Origin of the sequence: Fodinisporobacter ferrooxydans, assembly GCF_022818495.1 — a bacterium.
GTDB lineage: Bacteria > Bacillota > Bacilli > Tumebacillales > MYW30-H2 > Fodinisporobacter > Fodinisporobacter ferrooxydans.
The window spans coordinates 103,353-122,086 of the sequence record NZ_CP089291.1; the positions used below are offsets into that span (position 1 = coordinate 103,353).

Consider the following 18,734-nt stretch of genomic DNA (forward strand, 5'->3'; position numbering starts at 1 on the left):
CTCCTTCCCTTTGCTATGGCAACTGCAATGCTTGTCCATCCTGAATCGTTGAATCTTTCATATGGTTCATCTTCTCGATCTGATAAATCACATCGCGTGGATCGTAACGGTCATACTCGTGGTGACTGGTGACGATGGACCAGAGTGTGTCACTGCCTTGCACCGTATACGTTTTACTTGGTTTGTCCGGTACCGGTGACTTTGCATCACCAGTTCCGGTATATAAGGAAAACAATGTGCAGAGAGCGAGTCCTGCGATTGCTATGTGAGTTAGGTTGAGTTTCATAAAAGCCTCCTACACAAGCGTTTGTTGTTCTTCTGGAACAACTTCTGATTCTTCTTGTTGAGGTTGTGTTTCTAAATCATCGGCATTGTATTCAATGATCGGCACTTCGGATGTTGCTGTTTCTGTGATATCTTTACGTACTGATTCATCAGATCGCACCACTTGTTCCGCCATTTCGATACTGATGGGCAACCACTTCCACCCTGACCTTACTACCGTTTTCTTACACATTTCGATGTAATCCGATACCCATGGTCCGTTGTTTGCCGACTTGCTACGTGCTCTATGCAGGTCAATCTCTTGTTTCGGCATGTAGTGTATGTAATGACCGCCGTCTTTGAATTTTGCCACCATATATGCCCCACGAATCATTCCTGGTTGATCAAATCGTTCATCAGAACGTGTGTGCCATGGAATGTGTTTTAGATTCTCATCAAGTCCGTAAATCAGTTCAAAGAAGTCGTTTTCGTATACTTCATGTGCCGAAATGGATTGGATATTACCGGAACGTCTCGCGAGGTCGATCATTCCTTTGTAACCGATGATAAACTGCACTTCCGATGTTCCAGTGCGATTGTTTTTAAATGGCAAAAAGTAACAATGTCCAAGTAATCCTGGTTCAAGTCCTAGAGTTGCTGATTGCATTACGGATGCCATCAGACTCGGTATGGTGCATTCCAACAGTTTCGGGTTGGTACGGATTGTTGTAAGTGCGATCCGCAGGAGCCGTTCCTTATCGATATGTTTAGGTAGAACTTCTGCAAATGTAGGCTCCATTTTTTTTAGATATGCTGCGATTGTTTGGCTCGGCGTGGCCGCTTGTGAAGCGCCTTCCGCTTGGCTTACCAGTTTGTTTTTGTTATCTGCACGTGTCATGATTTATCCCCCTTACTTCACCGAGAATCTACGAGACAGACTTTCTTTTACATATTGTCCATAAAGATCCGGGTGATCTTTTTTGAATTTGGTAGAATCAAATCGATTGGATGCAACGGATTTCCAAATCACTTTCCGTTCCCCGATCCAACCCGATTCGTGTTCTCCAAGCATATCTTTTAGCTTGTTAGCTGCTTCGTCTTTCCGCTCACCGGCCGACTTTTCTTCTGTTTGCCAATACTCGAAATCTTCAAGTAACCTTTTTGCATCGGATGGTAGTTCAACGTAGGTGTCCGGGATGGATTTTGGATATAATGTATTGAGCAAGTTGCTGGATGCGTCCGAACCATCTATCATTGGCGGTATCCGCTTGACTACATGTTCATTCCAGAATTTTCTTTCCGCTTGAATAACCGCTTGAATTACCTCTTCATCCCGCTCGATAGGCTTGTACACAAATTTGTTGCCGCCAACTAAACAAGCAATCCACCAACGTTCATATCCAGTAACGGCCATGTAATGTTGACACTGCAGCTCATACGACCACGGAACCTTATCTTCTGCCCATTCGTCTGATAAGTAAGCAGAGGCAGTTTTCGCTTCGAAACCTTCTTGTTTACCGACGATCACACGGTCAAGGTTCGCCAGCATCCAAGGATAGTCAGGATGGCGAAGAATTGCATTTCTGCGCCTCACTTTCATTTCGCTTCGTTTTTCAAATTCTTTTGCTACTACATCCTCAAGTAAAGTTCCGAAATACGCCGCTTCCCCCGCTTCCTTTGGTTCGAATTCGCCGATCTTCTCCAGATACAACTCCACCGGGCTTTTATACTTTGAGAATCCAGTAATAACCGCAACATCACTGCCTCCTAATCCATTTTTCCGAGCCGCCAGCCATTCCTCGTGACTCATATTGACCGTTGATGCCAAAACATCCGCGCGCATAGCCATATCAATACCGCCCCTCTGTGTAAGAATAATATTCATTCCTTGCATCTTCTGGCGTTTTACACTCATCCCAGCAATTCACACAATACTTGCCAGCAATCCCCTCGTTCACTTGCTCGAAATGATGCAGTTCCCGGCAGTTGTCACACTCCTTGTATTGCTCGATGCAGTCCAAACAAACGAGACCTTCCGCTGTTAATTCTGTGTTTCGTTCTTTCGTTTCTTGGTTGCAGGCAACACAAATTGCTGTCATTGCATTCACCACGTTGTCCATGGTAGAATGCAAGCAAATAGGTTTTTCGAATGGGAGCTTGTCGATCTTGTCCATCGACAAGCTCTTTTTATCTGCGTAACTCATGAGGCCTGAACCCCCTTCAACATTTGTTTTTGAAGATCCATCACTGTCTGATTCCTCATCTCTTCAACCTTGCAGCCAGCGCATTCGGTTAATCGGAATGTGTTGTAATGACCGCACTCGATGCACTTCTGATCAAATTTCTGTATTTCAGGATGCACATGCATGTTGATGGGTAGCTGATTCAACTGGTTTCCCCTCCTCGCTAAGTTCAATTGATAACTGCTTGTCCAAGTTTTGTTTTCCTTTCTTCCGGCAAACAGGACCAGTTCCTAAACGGCGACTTCTTTTACCACTTAATGGTCGACCGCAAATCACGCAATTCTCGTATTCTTTCAATGTGGGACCTCCTATCCAATTGCTACAAGATCCGCTCGCAATCGGTTGATGATTCGCTCATAGGTTATATATTTCTTAGCCATCTGATTTTCAAATCCACAAAACTCAGCGACGGCACTACTTACGATCTCGTGGTATCCTGTATACATCCCCCAACGTTTTACGATATCAAGATTGAAATACTCCCCGTTCTCATGTCGGGAAACTACTGACCGATCCACTCGTAAATAATCCGCCAATACTTGTTGTGTCCAACCTTTTTCAAGGCGGCACCATCGAAGCAATTCCCCTAGTTCCTCCGCTCTCAAATCCACCACCCCCTTTGATGTGCAAAATTTGCACAAAATGGTATCTAGTTTGTGATGGCCTGCGATTGTACGATAAGGATGTACCACGCAAGACATCCTCGCACCATTACCTCAAATGTGTTACATACCTTCCACTTACTGATTACAACCGCTTATGTCGGCTTCTGACACCCAATTGTCGGTAGCTGACTCACTTCACCTACTTTCGACGCGATCTACGGCATCCAGCAGCATTCAACGGCAATCGACAAACTTCAGCTAAAAAAATCACCAACTTTTCAGTCGGTTTGTTAACTAGCATGTCCACCGCCGTTGCCCCTGGCATCAGCTGCCGGGAGCAAACTACCTTCCTCAACATTTCGCAAGAATCGCATCTCGCTCATTACGCAGTTCCAAGATTCGTTCGCGTATGAACGTCTGACGTTCCGAATCCGTGTTGCTTTTCGCATACTCCAAAGCCAAATGAGAATGTTCAACCGCTATTTCCGCAAGACGATCTTGGTCTGATTCAGGTAAGCGATGTATGTTAACCAAATCTTTTACGCCCCCTCTCGTTCTGAATTTCGAAGAATTCCAATCGCCACTTCTGCAACTTGACGGACAACAGGGTTACCTTTTTCAAATTCACGTTCAAACCACTCACGCCGTTCTTCTGGCGTCATCGTTATCACACCCGAAGGAGAATAAACTGTGATCTTGGAATTCCCAATCTCGTTGACCAAAGTAACCATGCTACCCCCTCCCCTTTACAGATGTATATGACTCTCCGCTCGTCCATGTTTCTTAGAATTGTTTGAGCGTCATTTCTTCGTGGATGCTTCTTGCGATGACCATCAATTCATTTGCTGCATCCTCTTTGGTGTAATGGGAGTCATCGACAAGTTCTATGATGACTCCATTAATTTGATTCAGGATGTTACCAAGTGCAGCGCATTGGCTGAGATTCACGAGTCCTTGCATCACACAACCCCCTAAGCGGTTTTTGAATGCTCTTGGCTTTCCGCAACAATCAAATCCAAAATCTGATTCGCAATGTCAATTGCATGTGGTGCTAAATCATCCGTCATGTTCACAGCACGTTTCAGGCCCAATGCATACCGGATTAATGGAGACATACCACTAATGATCTTGTGACGTTTGCCAGGATCAAGATCTGCCAACCTTTCCTGCATGGCATGCCGCACCCGATCCCATGCGCTTCTTGTCTGTCGCTCCTGTTCCATTTCCTGTAGCAGCTCCGATTTGATTTGTGCTTTTAACTCTGCAAGTTCTTGCTGAGTCATCCAGTTCTCGCCTCCTTGATTTGATCTTGAAGGAGATCGGTGATAGGGACTTTTAAAGAATCAGCAATCTTTTCCAAAAGAGGAAAGGAGGGATTTCTATCTTCGTTTTCTAAACGACTGATGTGTTCTTGAGTAACCCCTACGCGTTCCGCCAATTCCGTTTGCGTCATGTTTCTGCTTTCTCTTATTCGCTTGATGTTTTTTCCGTACACGTGACCACCTCCTTATGAATTAAATTATATGATCCTAAAGTCATATTGTCAATAAGTTTTTATGCCTATAAGATCAATTATTTTATTCACCATCATGTAAGTAGTACCAACACTTGACGGCACTTTAATGAACAATTACGATGAAGTTATAAAATATGTCTTATAGACATAAATGCCGATAGGAGTTAAAAATGGACATCGGACAACGAATTAAAATATTCCGCAAACAATACGGATATACAGCTTTAGAATTAGCTGAAGCACTACAAGTTTCGCAATCTCATATAAGTAGACTTGAAAACGGCACTCGACTACCATCTATTGATTTTTTGATGGAGTTTTGCGATTTCCTCAACATCACCCTTGGAGAGTTTTTTTACGACGGCCTGTCTGACTTACCAGACGATATTCAACAGCTTCTTACAGAAGCCAAAAGTCTTACTCCAGAGAAGCGAGATTTGATCATAAAACTCATTCAAGCGATGCGGTAATACATATGAAAGTTACAGAATTTGTTGGAAACCGTATTAAAGAATTGAGAAAACGGTTTGATATAAACGCAAAAGAATTAGCTTTATCAATCGGTGTATCTCAAAGTTTTCTTTCAGCTATTGAAAATGGTGTGAAAAAATGCTCGCTTGAAACCATTGATAAAATCTGTTCCACCCTTAACATCACTCTCAGCGAATTCTTCGCTGATGACACACAAGAATTGCCTCCAGACATACATAACTTGCTTCGTACCATCCAGACCCTTACTCCAACCCAACGGGAGCTTTTGGACAAGTTCCTGCGTGAAATGAAAGGAAGTGAATGATAGTGGCTTTTGACAAATTAACCGAATCAGTAAACAACCGAAAATTTTTCCTTAAGGTTCAAAAAGAAGTACTGGATACAGCGAAATCTTATATAGCAGGCGCCAGAGAAGAATTAACGCCTTACTTAAATAATGCAAAACTTCAGTGCGCTTTTAATTCCGATAGCATGTCGTTATCCATCATTGATCCATCAAAAACCATCTATCAGAATGATTTAACATACTCTTTCAAAATTAGATTTTCTAACAGTGAAAACCAATGGAAGCTGATAGTTTCTCACTACGGTTTAAGAAACGTATTTAAAACCGATCTTGGACAAGTTCCCCATACGTACGTTGGGCTTTCGCAAAAGCAAGTATCAGATTTTTACGTAAATATCGGGAACAATCTATTGGAATTCATCCTAAAAACATTCAAAGATATCGAGACAACTTAGCATTTCCATCATTGAACTGAACGATGATTAAAAGCAAAATCATTCACGACCGCTTGCAGATCTTCAGCACTCCAATTTTTTTCTTCAGCGAGCGCCAATATAGATAAGCATCTTTCAATATGCGATTGATTTTCTTTTGATTTTTTTTCAAATTCATTGCGTAAAATTTTAATGTCATCCATTTTTTTACCTCCCTACTTGATACTTCTTCGACGAATCTGACGAGCTATCATCCGATCTCTTGCAACTTATTGATACAGCCAAGAAACTCACCTCAGAGGAACGTAAGAAAGTAACTGAAATGCTTCAAACCTTCCTTGAAAGGAGGTGAAATAAATGACTATATCTGAGAAGAACAGCATCCTTCCGTGCCCTAAATGTGGAACAAATCAATTTTTTCGAAACAACAGACCTAGTGCACTTGTTAACTTGAAAGAAGGAACAAACGGAGTTCCCGAAATTGATAACGAAACTATTTTTCCGGTCCGTGTTTGGCATTGTAAATCCTGCCATTACATGGAGCTTAGTTGGGAAAACCCTATTTCGTTTACCACGGACTCACCCGAATAGAACCATCTGCATCTCGTACCTCTGTTTTAACAGCCGTCGTTGCCGCGGCGGCTCCTTTGGTTTCATCCAAGTAAATCCCAAGCATTTGAGGAAGTGCTTCCACTTCACCGCTGTAGGAATCACCTTTCATTACTCTGATACACCAGTCTCTAAGTGCTGCAATAACTTCCTGACGTTTTTCCATCCCTCTCCCTCCTTTCATGCCGTTGTGGCTTGTTCCATTGCTGACGAATTGCTAGAATCTGTGTTACAATCTTGAACAAGGAGTTCACGACTCTTAATGCCGAACAAGTCCTCCAACTTGTAAGCAACTCCTAATGAAACTCCACGCTCACCGTTTTCGATGTAACGGTAAGCTCGTTCTGTGATACCGACGATGGTTGCGACATCTCGGTAGGACATGCCTTTTGCGGTACGTGCCTGACGCAATTTTTGTCTCATACATCACCACCCCTTAAGTTTGTAAGAACCAATGGTTCTAACTTGATTTTAGTATAGTTGGAACTAATGGTTCTTGTCAAGCGCAGAAGGAGAAATTTTATGGCTAATTTTTCTGAACGCATGACCGAACTATTTGAAACCCGAAACGTAACAAAACGTGCTCTTTCACAAGCTGTCGATGTGTCTGAGCGAATGATTCAATACTATGTGACCGGTAAGAAAAGCCCCACGATGGAAACTCTTATAGCACTCGCCGATTACTTCCAAGTCTCCCTCGACTACCTCGTAGGGCGTTCAGATGAACCCGAGAGGAGGTGAGACAATGAGCATCGGAACCAACGAACACACAATACAAATCGATCTTCAAAACGCCCTCAAGCGGTACGTACCAAATCTAGATCAACAAACGATTCAAGGACTCGCAAAAGCAATTACTGAAGTGATAGATCGAAATAACCGAAATATCGAATACGATCTTAAAAGACAGTTAAACTTCTAAAACATACCTTTGATTCTTGCGTAATTCTCGATGCAGCGTGTTAATTCAGCATGAAGTTGAGCTAACGCTTTAAAATCATTACACGCTGCAATGCTTTTTTCTAAAGATGCAATCTGACTTTCTAGTACCTTTAAAACATCCATCCCTCTCACCCCCTCACGCCGAGCTTGAGGCTTGTTCCATAGCTGACGAATTGCCGGAATCTGTGTTACAATCAGGAACAAGAAGTACCTCATCAGGAACACCAAATAATTCTCTTAACTTTTTAACCGTTTCGTAACTTGGATTGCGTGTACCAGCTTCAATGTGTCGATAAGCCCGTTCTGTCATGCCTAACAGTTCGGCTGTGTATTTTTGCGACCATTTACGTTTATTGCGTTCTTGTCTGAGCCTAGGTCTCATTCATCACCACCACCTTGTTTTCAGGTACATTTCGTACCTCACACTTTGGATTATACAGGTACATATTGTTCCTGTCAACGGATTGGAGAAAAAAATGTCATTGTTCGGTGCCCGTCTTCGTGAACTACGTCGAAATACTGGCGTTTCCCAGAAGGAATTAGCTAATCATATTGGCGTAACTGAGCGTGCGCTACGTTTCTATGAAACTGGCGACCGCGAACCTACTATTGATCAACTTATTGCTTTAGCCCAATACTTCCAAGTCTCCCTCGACTACTTAGTAGGTCGTTCAGATGAACCCGAGAGGAGGTGAAAGACATGGAAATCACCATCGAAATGCTTCTTAAAGAAATTTTACGTTTACAAGCAACACAAACGGCACTTGCGGAAGTTTTAATGCGTGACTATAACATTAAACTTCCTCCGGATTGGATAGACCTGTTTCACAAGTACCAAATCGAGTATGCTCCTCGTTTAGGACTGCAAATCATTCCACACGAAATGTCGTCCCAGGAGCCAATGCTAAAACCGAACCTTCGTCTAGTCCGCAAAGAAGACGAGTAAAACGTTTCATATCAGATTCAGCGTGGTCGGTTGTTTGCGCAGCCGACTCCTCTTGACGCCTTTTTAACTCCTCGAGCACAATCTCCCTTACCCGTTGTTCATCCATCCCTCTCACCCCCTCACGCCGAGCTTGCGGCTTGTTCGTTTTTTGCATTATTAAGCGTTTCGCTTAATTGTTGATCAAAAAAAATTCTTACATCCACATCTAACGCTTCTGCAATCATGCGAATAGAATCAACATTCGGTTTGCGTCTTCCTGTCGCAATTCCGCAATACCAAGACACTGATCTTCCGCATTTTTTTGCAATGTGTGTCTTCGTTACGCCTTTCTTTTTTCTGATTTCCTCAATTTTCATATGAACAGGCATCAATATTCATCACCTCCCTATAAGCGTAACGCTTAATTTATGTTTTTAGTATAACTAAGCGTATCGCATATGTCAACACAAAATTAGGCTTATCGCTTAATTTATTTAACGTAACGCTCAATATTGTTATATTTAACTTGAGGTGAAGCCAGTGACAGATTTAGGTTCTCGTTTAAAGGATGCAAGAGAAAAAATGCGTTTAACTCAAATGGAAGTTGCTAATAAATTAGGAATTTCTAACGGTACTCTTTCTGGATACGAACGGAATTATAGAGATCCTGACACTGAAACTTTAAAAAAACTGGCCGATCTGTATGAAGTATCTGTTGATTATTTATTGAATGGAAAAACCGAAACGACATCGATCAGTCTCCCGGATCTCTCACCAAAAGAAGAGCGGGACATAGCACACGAGGTTGAAAAACTCATGTCGGGTCTCGAATCAGATGAATCAATGACATTCTACGGCGAACCAATGGACGAAGAAAGCAAAGAGCTTCTTAGAATCTCACTTGAAAATTCCTTGACTTTAGCGAAGAAAATGGCAAAACAAAAATTCACCCCTAAGAAATACAGGAAAAAATAACCTAGTTACAAGGGGACTGAAATAAAGAATAGCGGAGAAAGGGCGAACTTAAATGAATAACGAACTTAAATCTCTTTTGCAATCTGTACTTACTGAAGCGCTTGAACCCATTCATAAGGAACTTCAAACTCTAAATTCTCGTGTTGGTACCATCGAATCTGAACTCAAGGAATTCCGCCAAGAGACAGAAGCGAACTTCCAAGTCTTGAAAGCAGGAAATGAAGGATTGCGTGAACAAGTGTCCCAACGTGCGAAAGAAACGAAAGATCAGATCCAACACGCCCAAGAAACCGTACTCCATGAAATCAATGACATCAAACTGGATGTTGAATTTACGTATGAAAAAACGGCCAGAAATGAACTTGCTTTGAAAAGACTTCAAGCGAAGCAGTAATATCGTCGCATCCCACACAGGTGCGTGGATTGAAACAAGCGAAGCAGTGATTTCATAGTTCGCATCCCGTGCGAGTGGGTGGATGGATGGAAAGATGATAAAAAGAACAGTCGCCAGACTCATCAAACAACACAGAACCAACAACCCCTTTGAAATTGCATCACAGAAGAATATTGTGGTTCTCTTCGAACAACTCGGTCAAACATTCGGTTATTTTCATACTTTCAATCGCATCCGTACGATCCACATCAATTGCGACTTGGACAAGCACTGGCAAAGATTTGTATGTGCTCATGAACTTGGCCATTCCATATTGCACAAAAACGTAAATACACCGTTTCTAAGGAAGAACACCCTCTTTTCAGTTGATCGCATCGAACGTGAGGCTAACGGTTTTGCTGTTTGTCTACTAACTTACGAAGAGAAAATCTCCTATGGTGAAACGATTGAAAGTTTTTATTCAAGGAGCGGCGTGCCGAATGAGATGATTGAGAAAGGCGTTTTCGATCGTGCTCTTATCGCTTGTGAGCAAAAGGCTTCTTATATGGATTAATCAGCACAGAAACGGCACCAAAGAAACAGAAATGGTAGTCGTTTTTGCGGTTTTATGGAGTATGTCGAATTTTGTCTATTTTTATGAATATGAAATGGAGAAAGTGTATAATGAGAAACAAAACCTATAATATGTATTTAGCAAAAATGAATATTACTCGTGATTTGTTTAACCACAATAAGATTGATGAATTAATAAACAGAATTGTTGATGTATTGTCATCAGAATTTGAACCTATTGAAATTATCAATCGAGGATCAGTTTGGTGGTGGGCATTTGAACTCATCGAACATTTTGAATTTGAAGATAATCGTTTTTTGATTTGTTATCTGAATAAATTCAAAGACGATCAATTTATTAAATACGATAGGACAACTTTCGGAACGACATCATATACTATAAATGATCATGTGGTCGATCGTTCGATATTCATATTTAACCCAGAAACAGAATTAATATTATTTGAACATCGACCTAAAATCAGCATTAATCAATTCTGTTATTTATTCTCGAAATTAGTAGAAAAAAGAACAGGAATACTGGAAGTTGTTACACATGTTTTAAAAAATGAAGAAAATTTCATTAATCGAATTAAAGGATTGAGTAGAATCACAGCGGCAAAATTTTCACTCGTTCCTTCTAATCCTGATAACAACCCTCTTTTTGAACGGCTCGACAAATCACTTAGAATAGTACAAGCAACTCACTCAGAATTAAAAATTAAAGGAGATTCATTAAAATATGACAACACATTGTTAGAAGAAGGTGTATTGAGTGTTGTTAATGGTAATGGGAAAGCGGTAATCAAAGGGGAAAAGGATGGTCACATAGAAGCAATTGATTCGGAGTCGTTTCTTATTCATGAACAGTTCCATTCATCAGATACCTTTGTGAAAGAACATCTTCGTGATATACTATTGAAAAAAATAAGACTGAAAAAAAGAAGTGATCGAAATGACAAATGATGATTTACAATTCAAAAAAGTTTTTTTGAATTATTTGAAGGTTATAAATTTTAAGCTCTTTTCAATGATAGAGGTTTTTTTAGCATTGTCAGTAAGTGCAATTGTTGTTATTCTACTGAATCATACGACAAACCACGCTGCAGCTTCAACTCAAATTTTTTATTTGATATTCACTGCTTCTGCGACGATATTAGGAATTGTTGTTGCAGGATTTGCTATTTATGCTACGGTTGCTGATAAACAATTTATTGTTTTTTTACACAAAAGCAATGCGTTAAGCGGACTTCTTTTTCCATTTTGGTTAGGATCTATAATTTGGGCATTCCTGATTTGTACTTCCTTGATTTTTAATTTACCTGGATTGAATTTAACATGCAAAACATTGAATATTTTGGTTTTTTTGTTTTCTTTCTTTTTTGTGTTGGCTATTGGATACACAATAAGTTTAGTTGGATCAATATTTAAAGCTGGAATGTATCGAGCGGAATTTGAATTAGTCACTGAGAATAAACAAGAAAACAACACTGACTGAATGACTATTTTTTTGAAAATAAAATAGAACATATGTTTCTATTATTGGATTACAGCGGAGCAATAAATGGTTATCTCATTGAAACTTTAGATAAAAATGCATAACGGGCTCTCTATCTTTTTGTCAATTATACGAACATACATTCTATTGTATCTTTCATTCTATCCATCACTGTTGTCCTATATAATAATTACTAGATTAACGAAAGGAGCCGATTCCATGTCATCCTATCCAACGGATCTCACACATGTTGCTTTATATCTCAGGAAGAGTCGAGCGGATATGGAAGCAGAAGCGCGTGGAGAAGGTGAAACACTCTCCAAGCATCGTCGTGCTCTTTTTGAAATGGCAAAAAAATACCGGTATGCCATCGAGGACGTTTATGAAGAGATTGTGAGCGGTGAACGGATCATCGACCGCCCGGAGATGCAAAAACTTATACATACGGTACGTGAAGGAAAATACAAGGCTGTTCTCTGCATGGATCTTGACCGTCTTGGCCGTGGAAATATGGTAGACCAGGGTTTGATTCAGGATGCCTTCAAAAGCTCCAATACGCTCATAATAACGCCGCGTAAAGTATACAATCTCCAGGATGAAATGGACGAAGAATGGTCAGAATTTGAAGCGTTTATGGCTCGCCGGGAGCTTAAAATCATTACCAGACGGATGCAACGCGGTCGTAAACAAAGTGCAGCTGAAGGGAAGAGTATTTCAAAAAAGCCTCCTTACGGATATTTACGTGACGACTCATTAAAATTGTATCCGGATCCTGAAACGTCACCAGTGGTAAAAATGATTTTTGGACTTGCTGCGGAAGGAAAAGGACGCCGAACCATCGCTGCTAAATTGACAGATATGGATATCCCTACTCCCTCTGGTAAAGCGAATTGGGATGGCAGTACGATCACAGCCATCATAACAAATGAAGTCTATCTCGGTCATATCATCTGGGGCCGGATGAACTATAAGAAAAATCAACAATCCGATGGCAGCTATGTCCGTAAACGCGCTGACGAAAGCGACTGGATCGTACATGAGAATGCTCATGAACCTTTGGTTGATGCAGAAACGTTTGAACGCGCACGTTTCAATGCGACTAAACAAAAGCCTAAAGTGCCTGAAACAAGAGAATTATCGAGTCCACTTGCTGCCTTGATTTTCTGCAAAAATTGTGGTCATGCTATGCGCCGTCAAAAAACATACAATCGACCTTTTAATTCCCTGCTTTGCAATACTTACGGCTGTACAACCCGGGGCGCTCGGTTCGAGATCGTTGAGGAACGCTTATTGCATACTTTAAAAGATATGCTTCACGGAATCGAACTTTCTCCATCGATGGATAATGGCCAGCACAGAAATAAACTTGAATCTATGATTGAAATGACAAAGAAAAAAGTCGATAGTTTACAAGAAAGTATATCCGAGCTACAAAAGCAACGAAATAACCTTCATGATCTTCTAGAACGTGGTGTCTATGATGTGGATACATTCCTGGAAAGAAATCGAGTGGTAAATGATCGTCTTGAGCAATTGAATGGTGAATTGGATAGTTCAACATCTGAATTAGTATTGTTGAACGATGAATCACAAAAGCAAAATGACTTGGCTCCCAGGATATCACAGGTACTCGCTTCCTATGAGGCGGCTCAAACTGCTCAGGAGAAAAATGATCTCTTAAGAAGCATAATTGAAAGGGCTGTTTACGTGAGGCCACAAGAGTGGAGGAAAAAGGATCAGTTTGATTTAGAGGTGTATCTTCGTGTGTAGTTTGGATACATCATGGAGAATTATACTGGTTCACTTCACCATATCCAAACAGATTGCACATTTCCATCAGTTGCTTGACAAGACGGACACACTTTTCATTGTCGGACGATAAGTTATCACCATCAGAAAAGTGCACCGGATAGATGTTGTATAGATCCGGATTGTATTGTTTTTGTATCATATCCAATGCGAGCTGGTAGGCGGATGAGCAAATGGTTCCGCCACTCTCCCCTTTTGTGAAAAATTCATCCTCAGTGACAACTTTCGCTTCCGTGTGGTGTGCAATAAATCGAATGTCAACATGTTCATATTTGGTGCGCAAAAAACGCACCATCCAGAAAAAAAACGTGCGGGCGATATATTTCTCAAAAACGCCCATTGATCCGCTCGTATCCATCATTGCCAGGATAACTGCATTGGAATGGGGAATTTTTACTTCTTCCCACGTTTTAAACCGCAGATCATCCGGCGAAATTTTCTGAAGACCGGGATTTCCGGCAAGGGCGTTTCGTTTCAAAGTTTCTAAAATCGTGCGTTTTTTATCAATATTTCCAATTAATCCTTTTTTGCGAATATCATTAAACCGTATATCCGGAATGGTGATTTCATCATTTTGTTTTCGTTTTAAATTGGGAAGTTCAAAATCTTCAAAAATAATGGCTTGCAGTTCCTCGACGGAGACTTCCGCTTCATAGTAATCCACGCCCGGCTGATCTCCAGCGCCTTCTCCTTTTCCCGGACCTTGTGCAGGTTGGCCATCCTTTCCTAACACATCCCCCACTTTGCTTTTGCCGCTTCCTTGGCCTCCATGGGGGGATTTGTTGTAGTTATAGCGAAATCTGTATTCCTCAAGGGAACGAATGGGGACCTTCACGATCTGCCGCCCATCAGTCATGATAATGCTTTCTTCACTCACAAGATCCCCAAGGTTTTTTTTGATTGCCTCTTTCACCTTTTCCTGATGGCGCTGCTGGTCTTGATGTCCTTTGCGATGTAGGGACCAATCCTCCCGTGATAGCGTAAACCGTTGATTTTCCATATTCGCCCCTCCTTCCTGAATTCTGGGCTTTCCCCTAAAATGGTCATTAAGCCCCCAAGACCTTCGGAACTCCGAACAACTTGGAGGCTTAAAGAAATACTGACTACCGAATCAGATCCACTATCGGTTCAGAAGACTGCCCACGTACTGCAATAATTCGTTGGCACAAATCGGACAATATCCGTGTTCTTCCATTAACCGTTTGGAAACTTCATTGATTTTTTTCAATTGACTTGCATCTGGTGTCTTGTTGGACGTTGTAATCTTTACAACATCTTTGAGATCGGCAAATAACTTCTTCTCGATCGCCTCGCGCAACCGTTCATGGGAATTGTATTCAAATTTTTTCCCTTTCCTTGCATATGTGGAAATCCGAATGAGGATTTCTTCCCGGAACGCTTTTTTCGCATTTTCCGAAATGCCGATTTGTTCTTCAATCGAGCGCATCAGCTTCTCATCAGGATCGATTTCTTCACCTGTAATGGGGTCTCTGAGCTTCTGCCAGTTGCAATACGCCTCCACATTATCGAGGTAATTCTCCAACAATGTCCTTGCAGACTCCTCAAATGAGAAAACAAATGCTTTCTGTACTTCTTTCTTCGCCATATCATCATATTCTTTCCGTGCAACTGCAATAAAGTTGAGCAATCGCTCTTTATCTTCTTTGGAAATGGACGCATGTTGATCCAATCCTTCTTTGATCGCCCGCAATACGTCAAGTGCGTTGATACAAGCGGTATCACGGCGAATCAAAGCACTGGAGATCCGATTGATCACATAGCGCGGGTCAATGCCGCTCATTCCTTCATCGGTTGCTTCCGACTTCAATTCGTGGAGATCCTTATCCTTAAAGCCTTCCACAGATTCTCCGTCGTACAAGCGCATTTTCTTCACCAAATCCATACCCTGCTTTTTGGATTCCTTTAAACGGGTCATCACGGAGAAAATGGCTGCTGTCCGCAATGCGTGTGGAGCGATGTGAACCTCTTTGAGATCGCTTTGTTTCACCAATTTTTCGTATATTTTGATTTCATCCGATACACGAAGGTTATACGGAATCGGCATGACAATCATCCGGGATTGCAATGCCTCGTTTTTCTTATTGGATATAAATGCTTTGTATTCCGTTTCGTTGGTATGTGCTACGATCATTTCATCCGCAGATATCAAAGCGAATCTCCCAGCTTTGAAATTTCCTTCTTGTGTCAGGCTGAGCAAATGCCAGAGGAATTTTTCATCGCATTTCAACATCTCTTGGAATTCCATGAGTCCGCGATTCGCTTTGTTCAGTTCGCCGTCAAACCGATAGGCCCTGGGGTCCGATTCCGATCCGAATTCGGAAATGGTCGAAAAGTCAATGCTGCCTGTCAGATCTGCGATATCTTGGGATTTGGGATCGGATGGACTGAATGTTCCGATTCCGACCCTTTCATCTTCTGATAAGAGCACGCGTTCGACGACGACATCTTCAATGCGATTGTGATACTCTGTTTGCAGCTTCATCCGACACGATGGACAAAGATTTCCTTCAATTTTTATGCCATACTCTCGTTCAAACTCCGGCCGTAATTCATTGGGAATCAGATGCAAAGGTTCTTCATGCATCGGGCAACCCTTGATACCATATAGAGCGCCGGCATCTGTTTTCGAGTACCGTTCCAATCCACGTTTTAACAGTGTAACGATGGTTGACTTGCCACCGCTTACGGGTCCCATAAGCAACAAAATCCGTTTGCGTACATCCAGCCTGCGAGCAGCCGAGTGAAAATATTCTTCCACCAGCCGTTCCAATGCATCATTTAGACCAAAAATTTCATGGTCAAAAAAATGATACGTTTTCTTTCCATAGTCATCCTCTTCTATTCCAGCCGTAGCAATCATATCGTAGATTCGTGCATGTGCAGTCATCGCTACTTTTGGATTCTGCCTGACGATATCCATATACTCCCGAAATGAACCTTCCCAAGCGAGTTGCTCTTCTTGCGCCCGATAGGCAACCAGTCGATCCAGGAACTCCATCCTCTTTCTCCCCCTCGTTGAACCGGGCCTGTGCGCTTCGCAAAGCCGGTCTTGTTTATCAAAATATAGTAGAGAGGCTTCTTCAATATGCCAACATGTTGAATAACTTTGGATAGTTCAAGCAAGTCGTATAATATATGTATGCATGGCTTTTCTTGCAGTTGCCACTTGTTTGCATTCACCGACAATTATTTCAAAACAAAAAAAACCATCCCCGGCATTTTTAGGAGATGGTATACGATATGCAAGCCGTTCAATTGACTATACGAGTGGTTCATTCCAATCGATCAGTTCCTGTCTGCAATCCGGGGAATCCCAATTGCCGCATTGCTTCAAATGCCACGATCGCCACTGCATTGGACAGATTGAGAGAGCGAGCGTCTGCTTTCATTGGAATGCGGATACATGTTTCCGCATTTGCCCGCAGCAACTCTTCCGGCAATCCCTTTGTTTCTTTGCCGAATACGAGAAAGTCATCCGCTTGATATGCTACATCCGCATAGCTGTATTTTGCCTTTGTCGTCGCATACCAAAAACGTCCATCCGGGTATTTGTTTTGCAATTCGGCAAAGGAATCATGGTATTCGATATCCGCCAGGTACCAATAATCCAATCCTGCACGTTTCAGATATTTATCATCCGTCGAAAATCCCAAAGGACGCACTAGGTGCAAACGAATGCCCGTACCTGCACACGTCCGTACGATATTCCCTGTATTTGGCGGAATTTCTGGTTCGACTAACACAATATGCATATTCCTTCAACGTTCCTCTCTGCAAACTTCCCTACTATTATACCAAAGCAAGCCCGAAATTTCTCACGCGTACCATGATTGCCGCCATCAAAAAGTATGCGAAATGTACCTTTAAAACACTCTGGCTTCTGGCTTTGGCCTCTGGACTCCGGCCTCTGTAAGATTTAAAACTGATCCGGCAATTGGAAAAATAAATACTTTGTATTCTCCGTCCAGGCATAGCTGTCCCGATATTCCCAATACCGCCGATGACTCTCCACCGTATGTGCATTGACAAGGGGGCGATTGTACACATCAAACGCCACGATAACCGTATTATGTGTAAAGTGTCCATCCCCATCCCAGTCATAACAGATGACATCGCCGATCTTCAATTCCCTTGGGTCCTCTACGATTGTCGCATGCCAATGCCCGTTTCCGCCCAAAAACCAGCGTAAACTGTTGGCAACACTCCAGGAGTAGCTCCAGTTATCATTGGCGCCTCCCCCATGTTGATACCACCATCCTTTGCTGCGGTTTCCCATATGTACCATGGGGGCACGACCGGCATGAATACATTGGGAGACAAAATTTGTGCAATCGACTTCAAATTTCCGATATCCCGGATTAAAACGGTCCCACCATTTTTCTGCATATTTCATCACTTGCATACGGTCATACAAATGTTTTCTAGTACGATTTTGTTTGAGAAATTCCTGATTTTCGTCTTCACTCCCCCCGTTTCCAAGTGAATTTTCTATCATTTCTGCAGACTGCGAGTGATGCTTTCCTTCCACTTGTGTTCGACACCGGATAATTTGCCAATTTCCATGATAGGGGGTGATTTCAAGTACGTGGCGATAGATCCTGGCTTCATCCTCATAATTGGCTCCATCCCGATAGATCCATTGAATTCGCTCGGCGACTTCTACGGTCGCCAATTCCCGCTTTTCATCCCAATCAAAAGCGACAATCGCCACATCCGTCGACGTCTTTTTCGTTCGCATGTTGCGAGCCTGACAAAGTTTATGATGTGCCGGTATTTCTCGAAAAATAAGATCTTCATGAGATCGGTGCCATTCGAAAAGATGCTCGGGATCACCTGTCAACCAAGCATGGTTTTTTCCCCGAAAATACGCCTGTACAAATGCTTCCATCTCCTGATTTTTCATGGTTCCGCTCCTTCGCTCACCGATAAATGATCCCTTGCGTCTCCCCTGCCGAGAATCGGTTCAACCGTTCGATGACACTCGGACCTGTCATTCGCGGCAAATGATCGCCAATTGCCGAAATCCACCATTAAAAGAAATCCGCCAATCGAAAGAAATCTTGCCATTGAAAGAGGTCTCACCAGAAATGCCATTGGCAATGCGCAATGCCATTCGAAATATCTCTGCGCCCCATGGTTGGCATGATATCGCTCTGTACTAGGAACCCT

Annotated in this window: 35 protein-coding genes; 13 read left to right on the forward strand and 22 right to left on the reverse strand. The window is 42.1% G+C overall.

Features of this window, described 5'->3' with window-relative positions; genetic code table 11:
• Positions 1-13: 13 nt before the first annotated feature.
• The 11 genes from LSG31_RS00635 to LSG31_RS00685 all read right to left on the reverse strand — a co-directional run bounded on the left by LSG31_RS00635 (position 14) and on the right by LSG31_RS00685 (position 4,607).
• Complete coding sequence (locus LSG31_RS00635; protein WP_347437521.1) at positions 14-286, reverse strand: LysM peptidoglycan-binding domain-containing protein; 273 nt, start codon at positions 284-286, stop codon at positions 14-16.
• A gap of 9 nt (positions 287-295) precedes the next feature.
• Positions 296-1,165: a recombination protein RecT gene (gene recT / locus LSG31_RS00640; RefSeq protein ID WP_430734301.1), complete on the reverse strand. Its 870-nt coding sequence runs from the start codon at positions 1,163-1,165 to the stop codon at positions 296-298.
• 9 nt (positions 1,166-1,174) lie between these two features.
• A complete protein-coding gene (locus LSG31_RS00645; RefSeq protein ID WP_347439591.1) occupies positions 1,175-2,107 on the reverse strand; it encodes a YqaJ viral recombinase family nuclease in 933 nt (310 codons plus the stop codon).
• A 7-nt stretch (positions 2,108-2,114) separates the two neighbouring features.
• Entirely contained in the window at positions 2,115-2,468 is a 354-nt protein-coding gene (locus tag LSG31_RS00650; protein ID WP_347437523.1) for a hypothetical protein, read from the reverse strand.
• Between the two features lie 147 nt (positions 2,469-2,615).
• On the reverse strand, positions 2,616-2,804 hold the full coding sequence (locus LSG31_RS00655) for a DUF6011 domain-containing protein (protein WP_347437524.1): 189 nt from the start codon (positions 2,802-2,804) through the stop codon (positions 2,616-2,618).
• Between the two features lie 11 nt (positions 2,805-2,815).
• Positions 2,816-3,112, reverse strand: coding sequence for a helix-turn-helix domain-containing protein (locus LSG31_RS00660; protein ID WP_347437525.1), 297 nt, complete (start codon positions 3,110-3,112; stop codon positions 2,816-2,818).
• 351 nt (positions 3,113-3,463) lie between these two features.
• Positions 3,464-3,646, reverse strand: coding sequence for a hypothetical protein (locus LSG31_RS00665; protein WP_347437526.1), 183 nt, complete (start codon positions 3,644-3,646; stop codon positions 3,464-3,466).
• 5 nt (positions 3,647-3,651) lie between these two features.
• Positions 3,652-3,843, reverse strand: a complete 192-nt coding sequence (locus LSG31_RS00670) for a hypothetical protein (protein ID WP_347437527.1) — start codon at positions 3,841-3,843, stop codon at positions 3,652-3,654.
• Positions 3,844-3,895: 52 nt separating this feature from the next.
• Positions 3,896-4,072 carry a hypothetical protein gene (locus LSG31_RS00675; protein WP_347437528.1) on the reverse strand — a complete coding sequence of 59 codons (177 nt, stop codon included), beginning with the start codon at positions 4,070-4,072 and terminating at the stop codon, positions 3,896-3,898.
• Positions 4,073-4,083: 11 nt separating this feature from the next.
• Positions 4,084-4,395 carry a hypothetical protein gene (locus LSG31_RS00680; protein ID WP_347437529.1) on the reverse strand — a complete coding sequence of 104 codons (312 nt, stop codon included), beginning with the start codon at positions 4,393-4,395 and terminating at the stop codon, positions 4,084-4,086.
• Positions 4,392-4,607, reverse strand: coding sequence for a helix-turn-helix transcriptional regulator (locus tag LSG31_RS00685; RefSeq protein WP_347437530.1), 216 nt, complete (start codon positions 4,605-4,607; stop codon positions 4,392-4,394). Before LSG31_RS00685 ends, LSG31_RS00680 begins: the two co-directional genes overlap by 4 nt.
• A gap of 191 nt (positions 4,608-4,798) precedes the next feature.
• Here LSG31_RS00685 and LSG31_RS00690 point away from each other — a divergent pair, with 191 nt between their 5' ends.
• Genes LSG31_RS00690 through LSG31_RS00700 form a run of 3 tightly spaced genes read left to right on the forward strand, consistent with a single transcriptional unit; the run spans position 4,799 to position 5,861 of the window.
• Positions 4,799-5,098: a helix-turn-helix domain-containing protein gene (locus LSG31_RS00690; RefSeq protein ID WP_347437531.1), complete on the forward strand. Its 300-nt coding sequence runs from the start codon at positions 4,799-4,801 to the stop codon at positions 5,096-5,098.
• A gap of 5 nt (positions 5,099-5,103) precedes the next feature.
• Entirely contained in the window at positions 5,104-5,424 is a 321-nt protein-coding gene (locus tag LSG31_RS00695) for a helix-turn-helix domain-containing protein (protein WP_347437532.1), read from the forward strand.
• Between the two features lie 2 nt (positions 5,425-5,426).
• On the forward strand, positions 5,427-5,861 hold the full coding sequence (locus LSG31_RS00700) for a hypothetical protein (protein ID WP_347437533.1): 435 nt from the start codon (positions 5,427-5,429) through the stop codon (positions 5,859-5,861).
• 8 nt (positions 5,862-5,869) lie between these two features.
• Here the strand turns inward: LSG31_RS00700 and LSG31_RS00705 are convergent, their stop codons facing one another.
• From LSG31_RS00705 to LSG31_RS00715, 3 genes are all read right to left on the reverse strand, one after another.
• On the reverse strand, positions 5,870-6,043 hold the full coding sequence (locus tag LSG31_RS00705; protein WP_347437534.1) for a hypothetical protein: 174 nt from the start codon (positions 6,041-6,043) through the stop codon (positions 5,870-5,872).
• Positions 6,044-6,408: 365 nt separating this feature from the next.
• Positions 6,409-6,615, reverse strand: coding sequence for a hypothetical protein (locus LSG31_RS00710; RefSeq protein ID WP_347437535.1), 207 nt, complete (start codon positions 6,613-6,615; stop codon positions 6,409-6,411).
• Between the two features lie 14 nt (positions 6,616-6,629).
• Positions 6,630-6,872 carry a helix-turn-helix transcriptional regulator gene (locus tag LSG31_RS00715; protein ID WP_347437536.1) on the reverse strand — a complete coding sequence of 81 codons (243 nt, stop codon included), beginning with the start codon at positions 6,870-6,872 and terminating at the stop codon, positions 6,630-6,632.
• Positions 6,873-6,971: 99 nt separating this feature from the next.
• Between LSG31_RS00715 and LSG31_RS00720 the strand changes: the two genes are divergently transcribed.
• Positions 6,972-7,190, forward strand: coding sequence for a helix-turn-helix domain-containing protein (locus LSG31_RS00720; protein WP_347437537.1), 219 nt, complete (start codon positions 6,972-6,974; stop codon positions 7,188-7,190).
• A 4-nt stretch (positions 7,191-7,194) separates the two neighbouring features.
• Positions 7,195-7,371: a hypothetical protein gene (locus LSG31_RS00725; protein ID WP_347437538.1), complete on the forward strand. Its 177-nt coding sequence runs from the start codon at positions 7,195-7,197 to the stop codon at positions 7,369-7,371.
• On the opposite strand, the gene LSG31_RS00730 is transcribed toward LSG31_RS00725, so the two are convergent.
• Complete coding sequence (locus LSG31_RS00730; RefSeq protein WP_347437539.1) at positions 7,368-7,514, reverse strand: hypothetical protein; 147 nt, start codon at positions 7,512-7,514, stop codon at positions 7,368-7,370. The two genes, LSG31_RS00725 and LSG31_RS00730, sit on opposite strands and share 4 nt — an antisense overlap.
• Positions 7,515-7,527: 13 nt before the next feature.
• The gene (locus LSG31_RS00735) at positions 7,528-7,773 is read right to left on the reverse strand and encodes a helix-turn-helix transcriptional regulator (protein WP_347437540.1); all 246 of its coding nucleotides are present in this window, start codon (positions 7,771-7,773) and stop codon (positions 7,528-7,530) included.
• A 94-nt stretch (positions 7,774-7,867) separates the two neighbouring features.
• Between LSG31_RS00735 and LSG31_RS00740 the strand changes: the two genes are divergently transcribed.
• The gene (locus tag LSG31_RS00740; RefSeq protein ID WP_347437541.1) at positions 7,868-8,086 is read left to right on the forward strand and encodes a helix-turn-helix domain-containing protein; all 219 of its coding nucleotides are present in this window, start codon (positions 7,868-7,870) and stop codon (positions 8,084-8,086) included.
• A gap of 5 nt (positions 8,087-8,091) precedes the next feature.
• Complete coding sequence (locus tag LSG31_RS00745) at positions 8,092-8,337, forward strand: hypothetical protein (RefSeq protein ID WP_347437542.1); 246 nt, start codon at positions 8,092-8,094, stop codon at positions 8,335-8,337.
• Between the two features lie 119 nt (positions 8,338-8,456).
• Here the strand turns inward: LSG31_RS00745 and LSG31_RS00750 are convergent, their stop codons facing one another.
• Positions 8,457-8,693, reverse strand: coding sequence for a helix-turn-helix domain-containing protein (locus LSG31_RS00750; RefSeq protein WP_347437543.1), 237 nt, complete (start codon positions 8,691-8,693; stop codon positions 8,457-8,459).
• A gap of 163 nt (positions 8,694-8,856) precedes the next feature.
• Here LSG31_RS00750 and LSG31_RS00755 point away from each other — a divergent pair, with 163 nt between their 5' ends.
• The 6 genes from LSG31_RS00755 (at position 8,857) to LSG31_RS00780 (ending at position 13,505) form a co-directional block, all read left to right on the forward strand.
• The gene (locus LSG31_RS00755) at positions 8,857-9,291 is read left to right on the forward strand and encodes a helix-turn-helix domain-containing protein (protein ID WP_347437544.1); all 435 of its coding nucleotides are present in this window, start codon (positions 8,857-8,859) and stop codon (positions 9,289-9,291) included.
• 52 nt (positions 9,292-9,343) lie between these two features.
• Positions 9,344-9,685 (forward strand): hypothetical protein, encoded by a 342-nt coding sequence (locus LSG31_RS00760; protein ID WP_347437545.1) that lies wholly within the window; start codon positions 9,344-9,346, stop codon positions 9,683-9,685.
• Between the two features lie 94 nt (positions 9,686-9,779).
• Entirely contained in the window at positions 9,780-10,238 is a 459-nt protein-coding gene (locus tag LSG31_RS00765) for an ImmA/IrrE family metallo-endopeptidase (RefSeq protein ID WP_347437546.1), read from the forward strand.
• Positions 10,239-10,348: 110 nt separating this feature from the next.
• A complete protein-coding gene (locus LSG31_RS00770; RefSeq protein WP_347437547.1) occupies positions 10,349-11,203 on the forward strand; it encodes a DUF4747 family protein in 855 nt (284 codons plus the stop codon).
• Positions 11,193-11,735, forward strand: coding sequence for a hypothetical protein (locus LSG31_RS00775; protein WP_347437548.1), 543 nt, complete (start codon positions 11,193-11,195; stop codon positions 11,733-11,735). Before LSG31_RS00770 ends, LSG31_RS00775 begins: the two co-directional genes overlap by 11 nt.
• Before the next feature lie 282 nt (positions 11,736-12,017).
• Positions 12,018-13,505: a recombinase family protein gene (locus LSG31_RS00780; protein WP_430734225.1), complete on the forward strand. Its 1,488-nt coding sequence runs from the start codon at positions 12,018-12,020 to the stop codon at positions 13,503-13,505.
• Between the two features lie 10 nt (positions 13,506-13,515).
• Here the strand turns inward: LSG31_RS00780 and yhbH are convergent, their stop codons facing one another.
• The 5 genes from yhbH to LSG31_RS00805 form a co-directional block, all read right to left on the reverse strand.
• Entirely contained in the window at positions 13,516-14,544 is a 1,029-nt protein-coding gene (yhbH, locus tag LSG31_RS00785; protein WP_347437550.1) for a sporulation protein YhbH, read from the reverse strand.
• 120 nt (positions 14,545-14,664) lie between these two features.
• Entirely contained in the window at positions 14,665-16,563 is a 1,899-nt protein-coding gene (locus LSG31_RS00790; RefSeq protein WP_347437551.1) for a PrkA family serine protein kinase, read from the reverse strand.
• 274 nt (positions 16,564-16,837) lie between these two features.
• Positions 16,838-17,317, reverse strand: a complete 480-nt coding sequence (gene trmL, locus LSG31_RS00795; protein WP_347437552.1) for a tRNA (uridine(34)/cytosine(34)/5-carboxymethylaminomethyluridine(34)-2'-O)-methyltransferase TrmL — start codon at positions 17,315-17,317, stop codon at positions 16,838-16,840.
• Between the two features lie 164 nt (positions 17,318-17,481).
• The gene (locus LSG31_RS00800; protein WP_347437553.1) at positions 17,482-18,468 is read right to left on the reverse strand and encodes an amidase domain-containing protein; all 987 of its coding nucleotides are present in this window, start codon (positions 18,466-18,468) and stop codon (positions 17,482-17,484) included.
• Entirely contained in the window at positions 18,465-18,632 is a 168-nt protein-coding gene (locus tag LSG31_RS00805; RefSeq protein WP_347437554.1) for a hypothetical protein, read from the reverse strand. The genes LSG31_RS00800 and LSG31_RS00805 overlap by 4 nt, the downstream gene beginning before the upstream one ends.
• Positions 18,633-18,734: the final 102 nt, after the last annotated feature.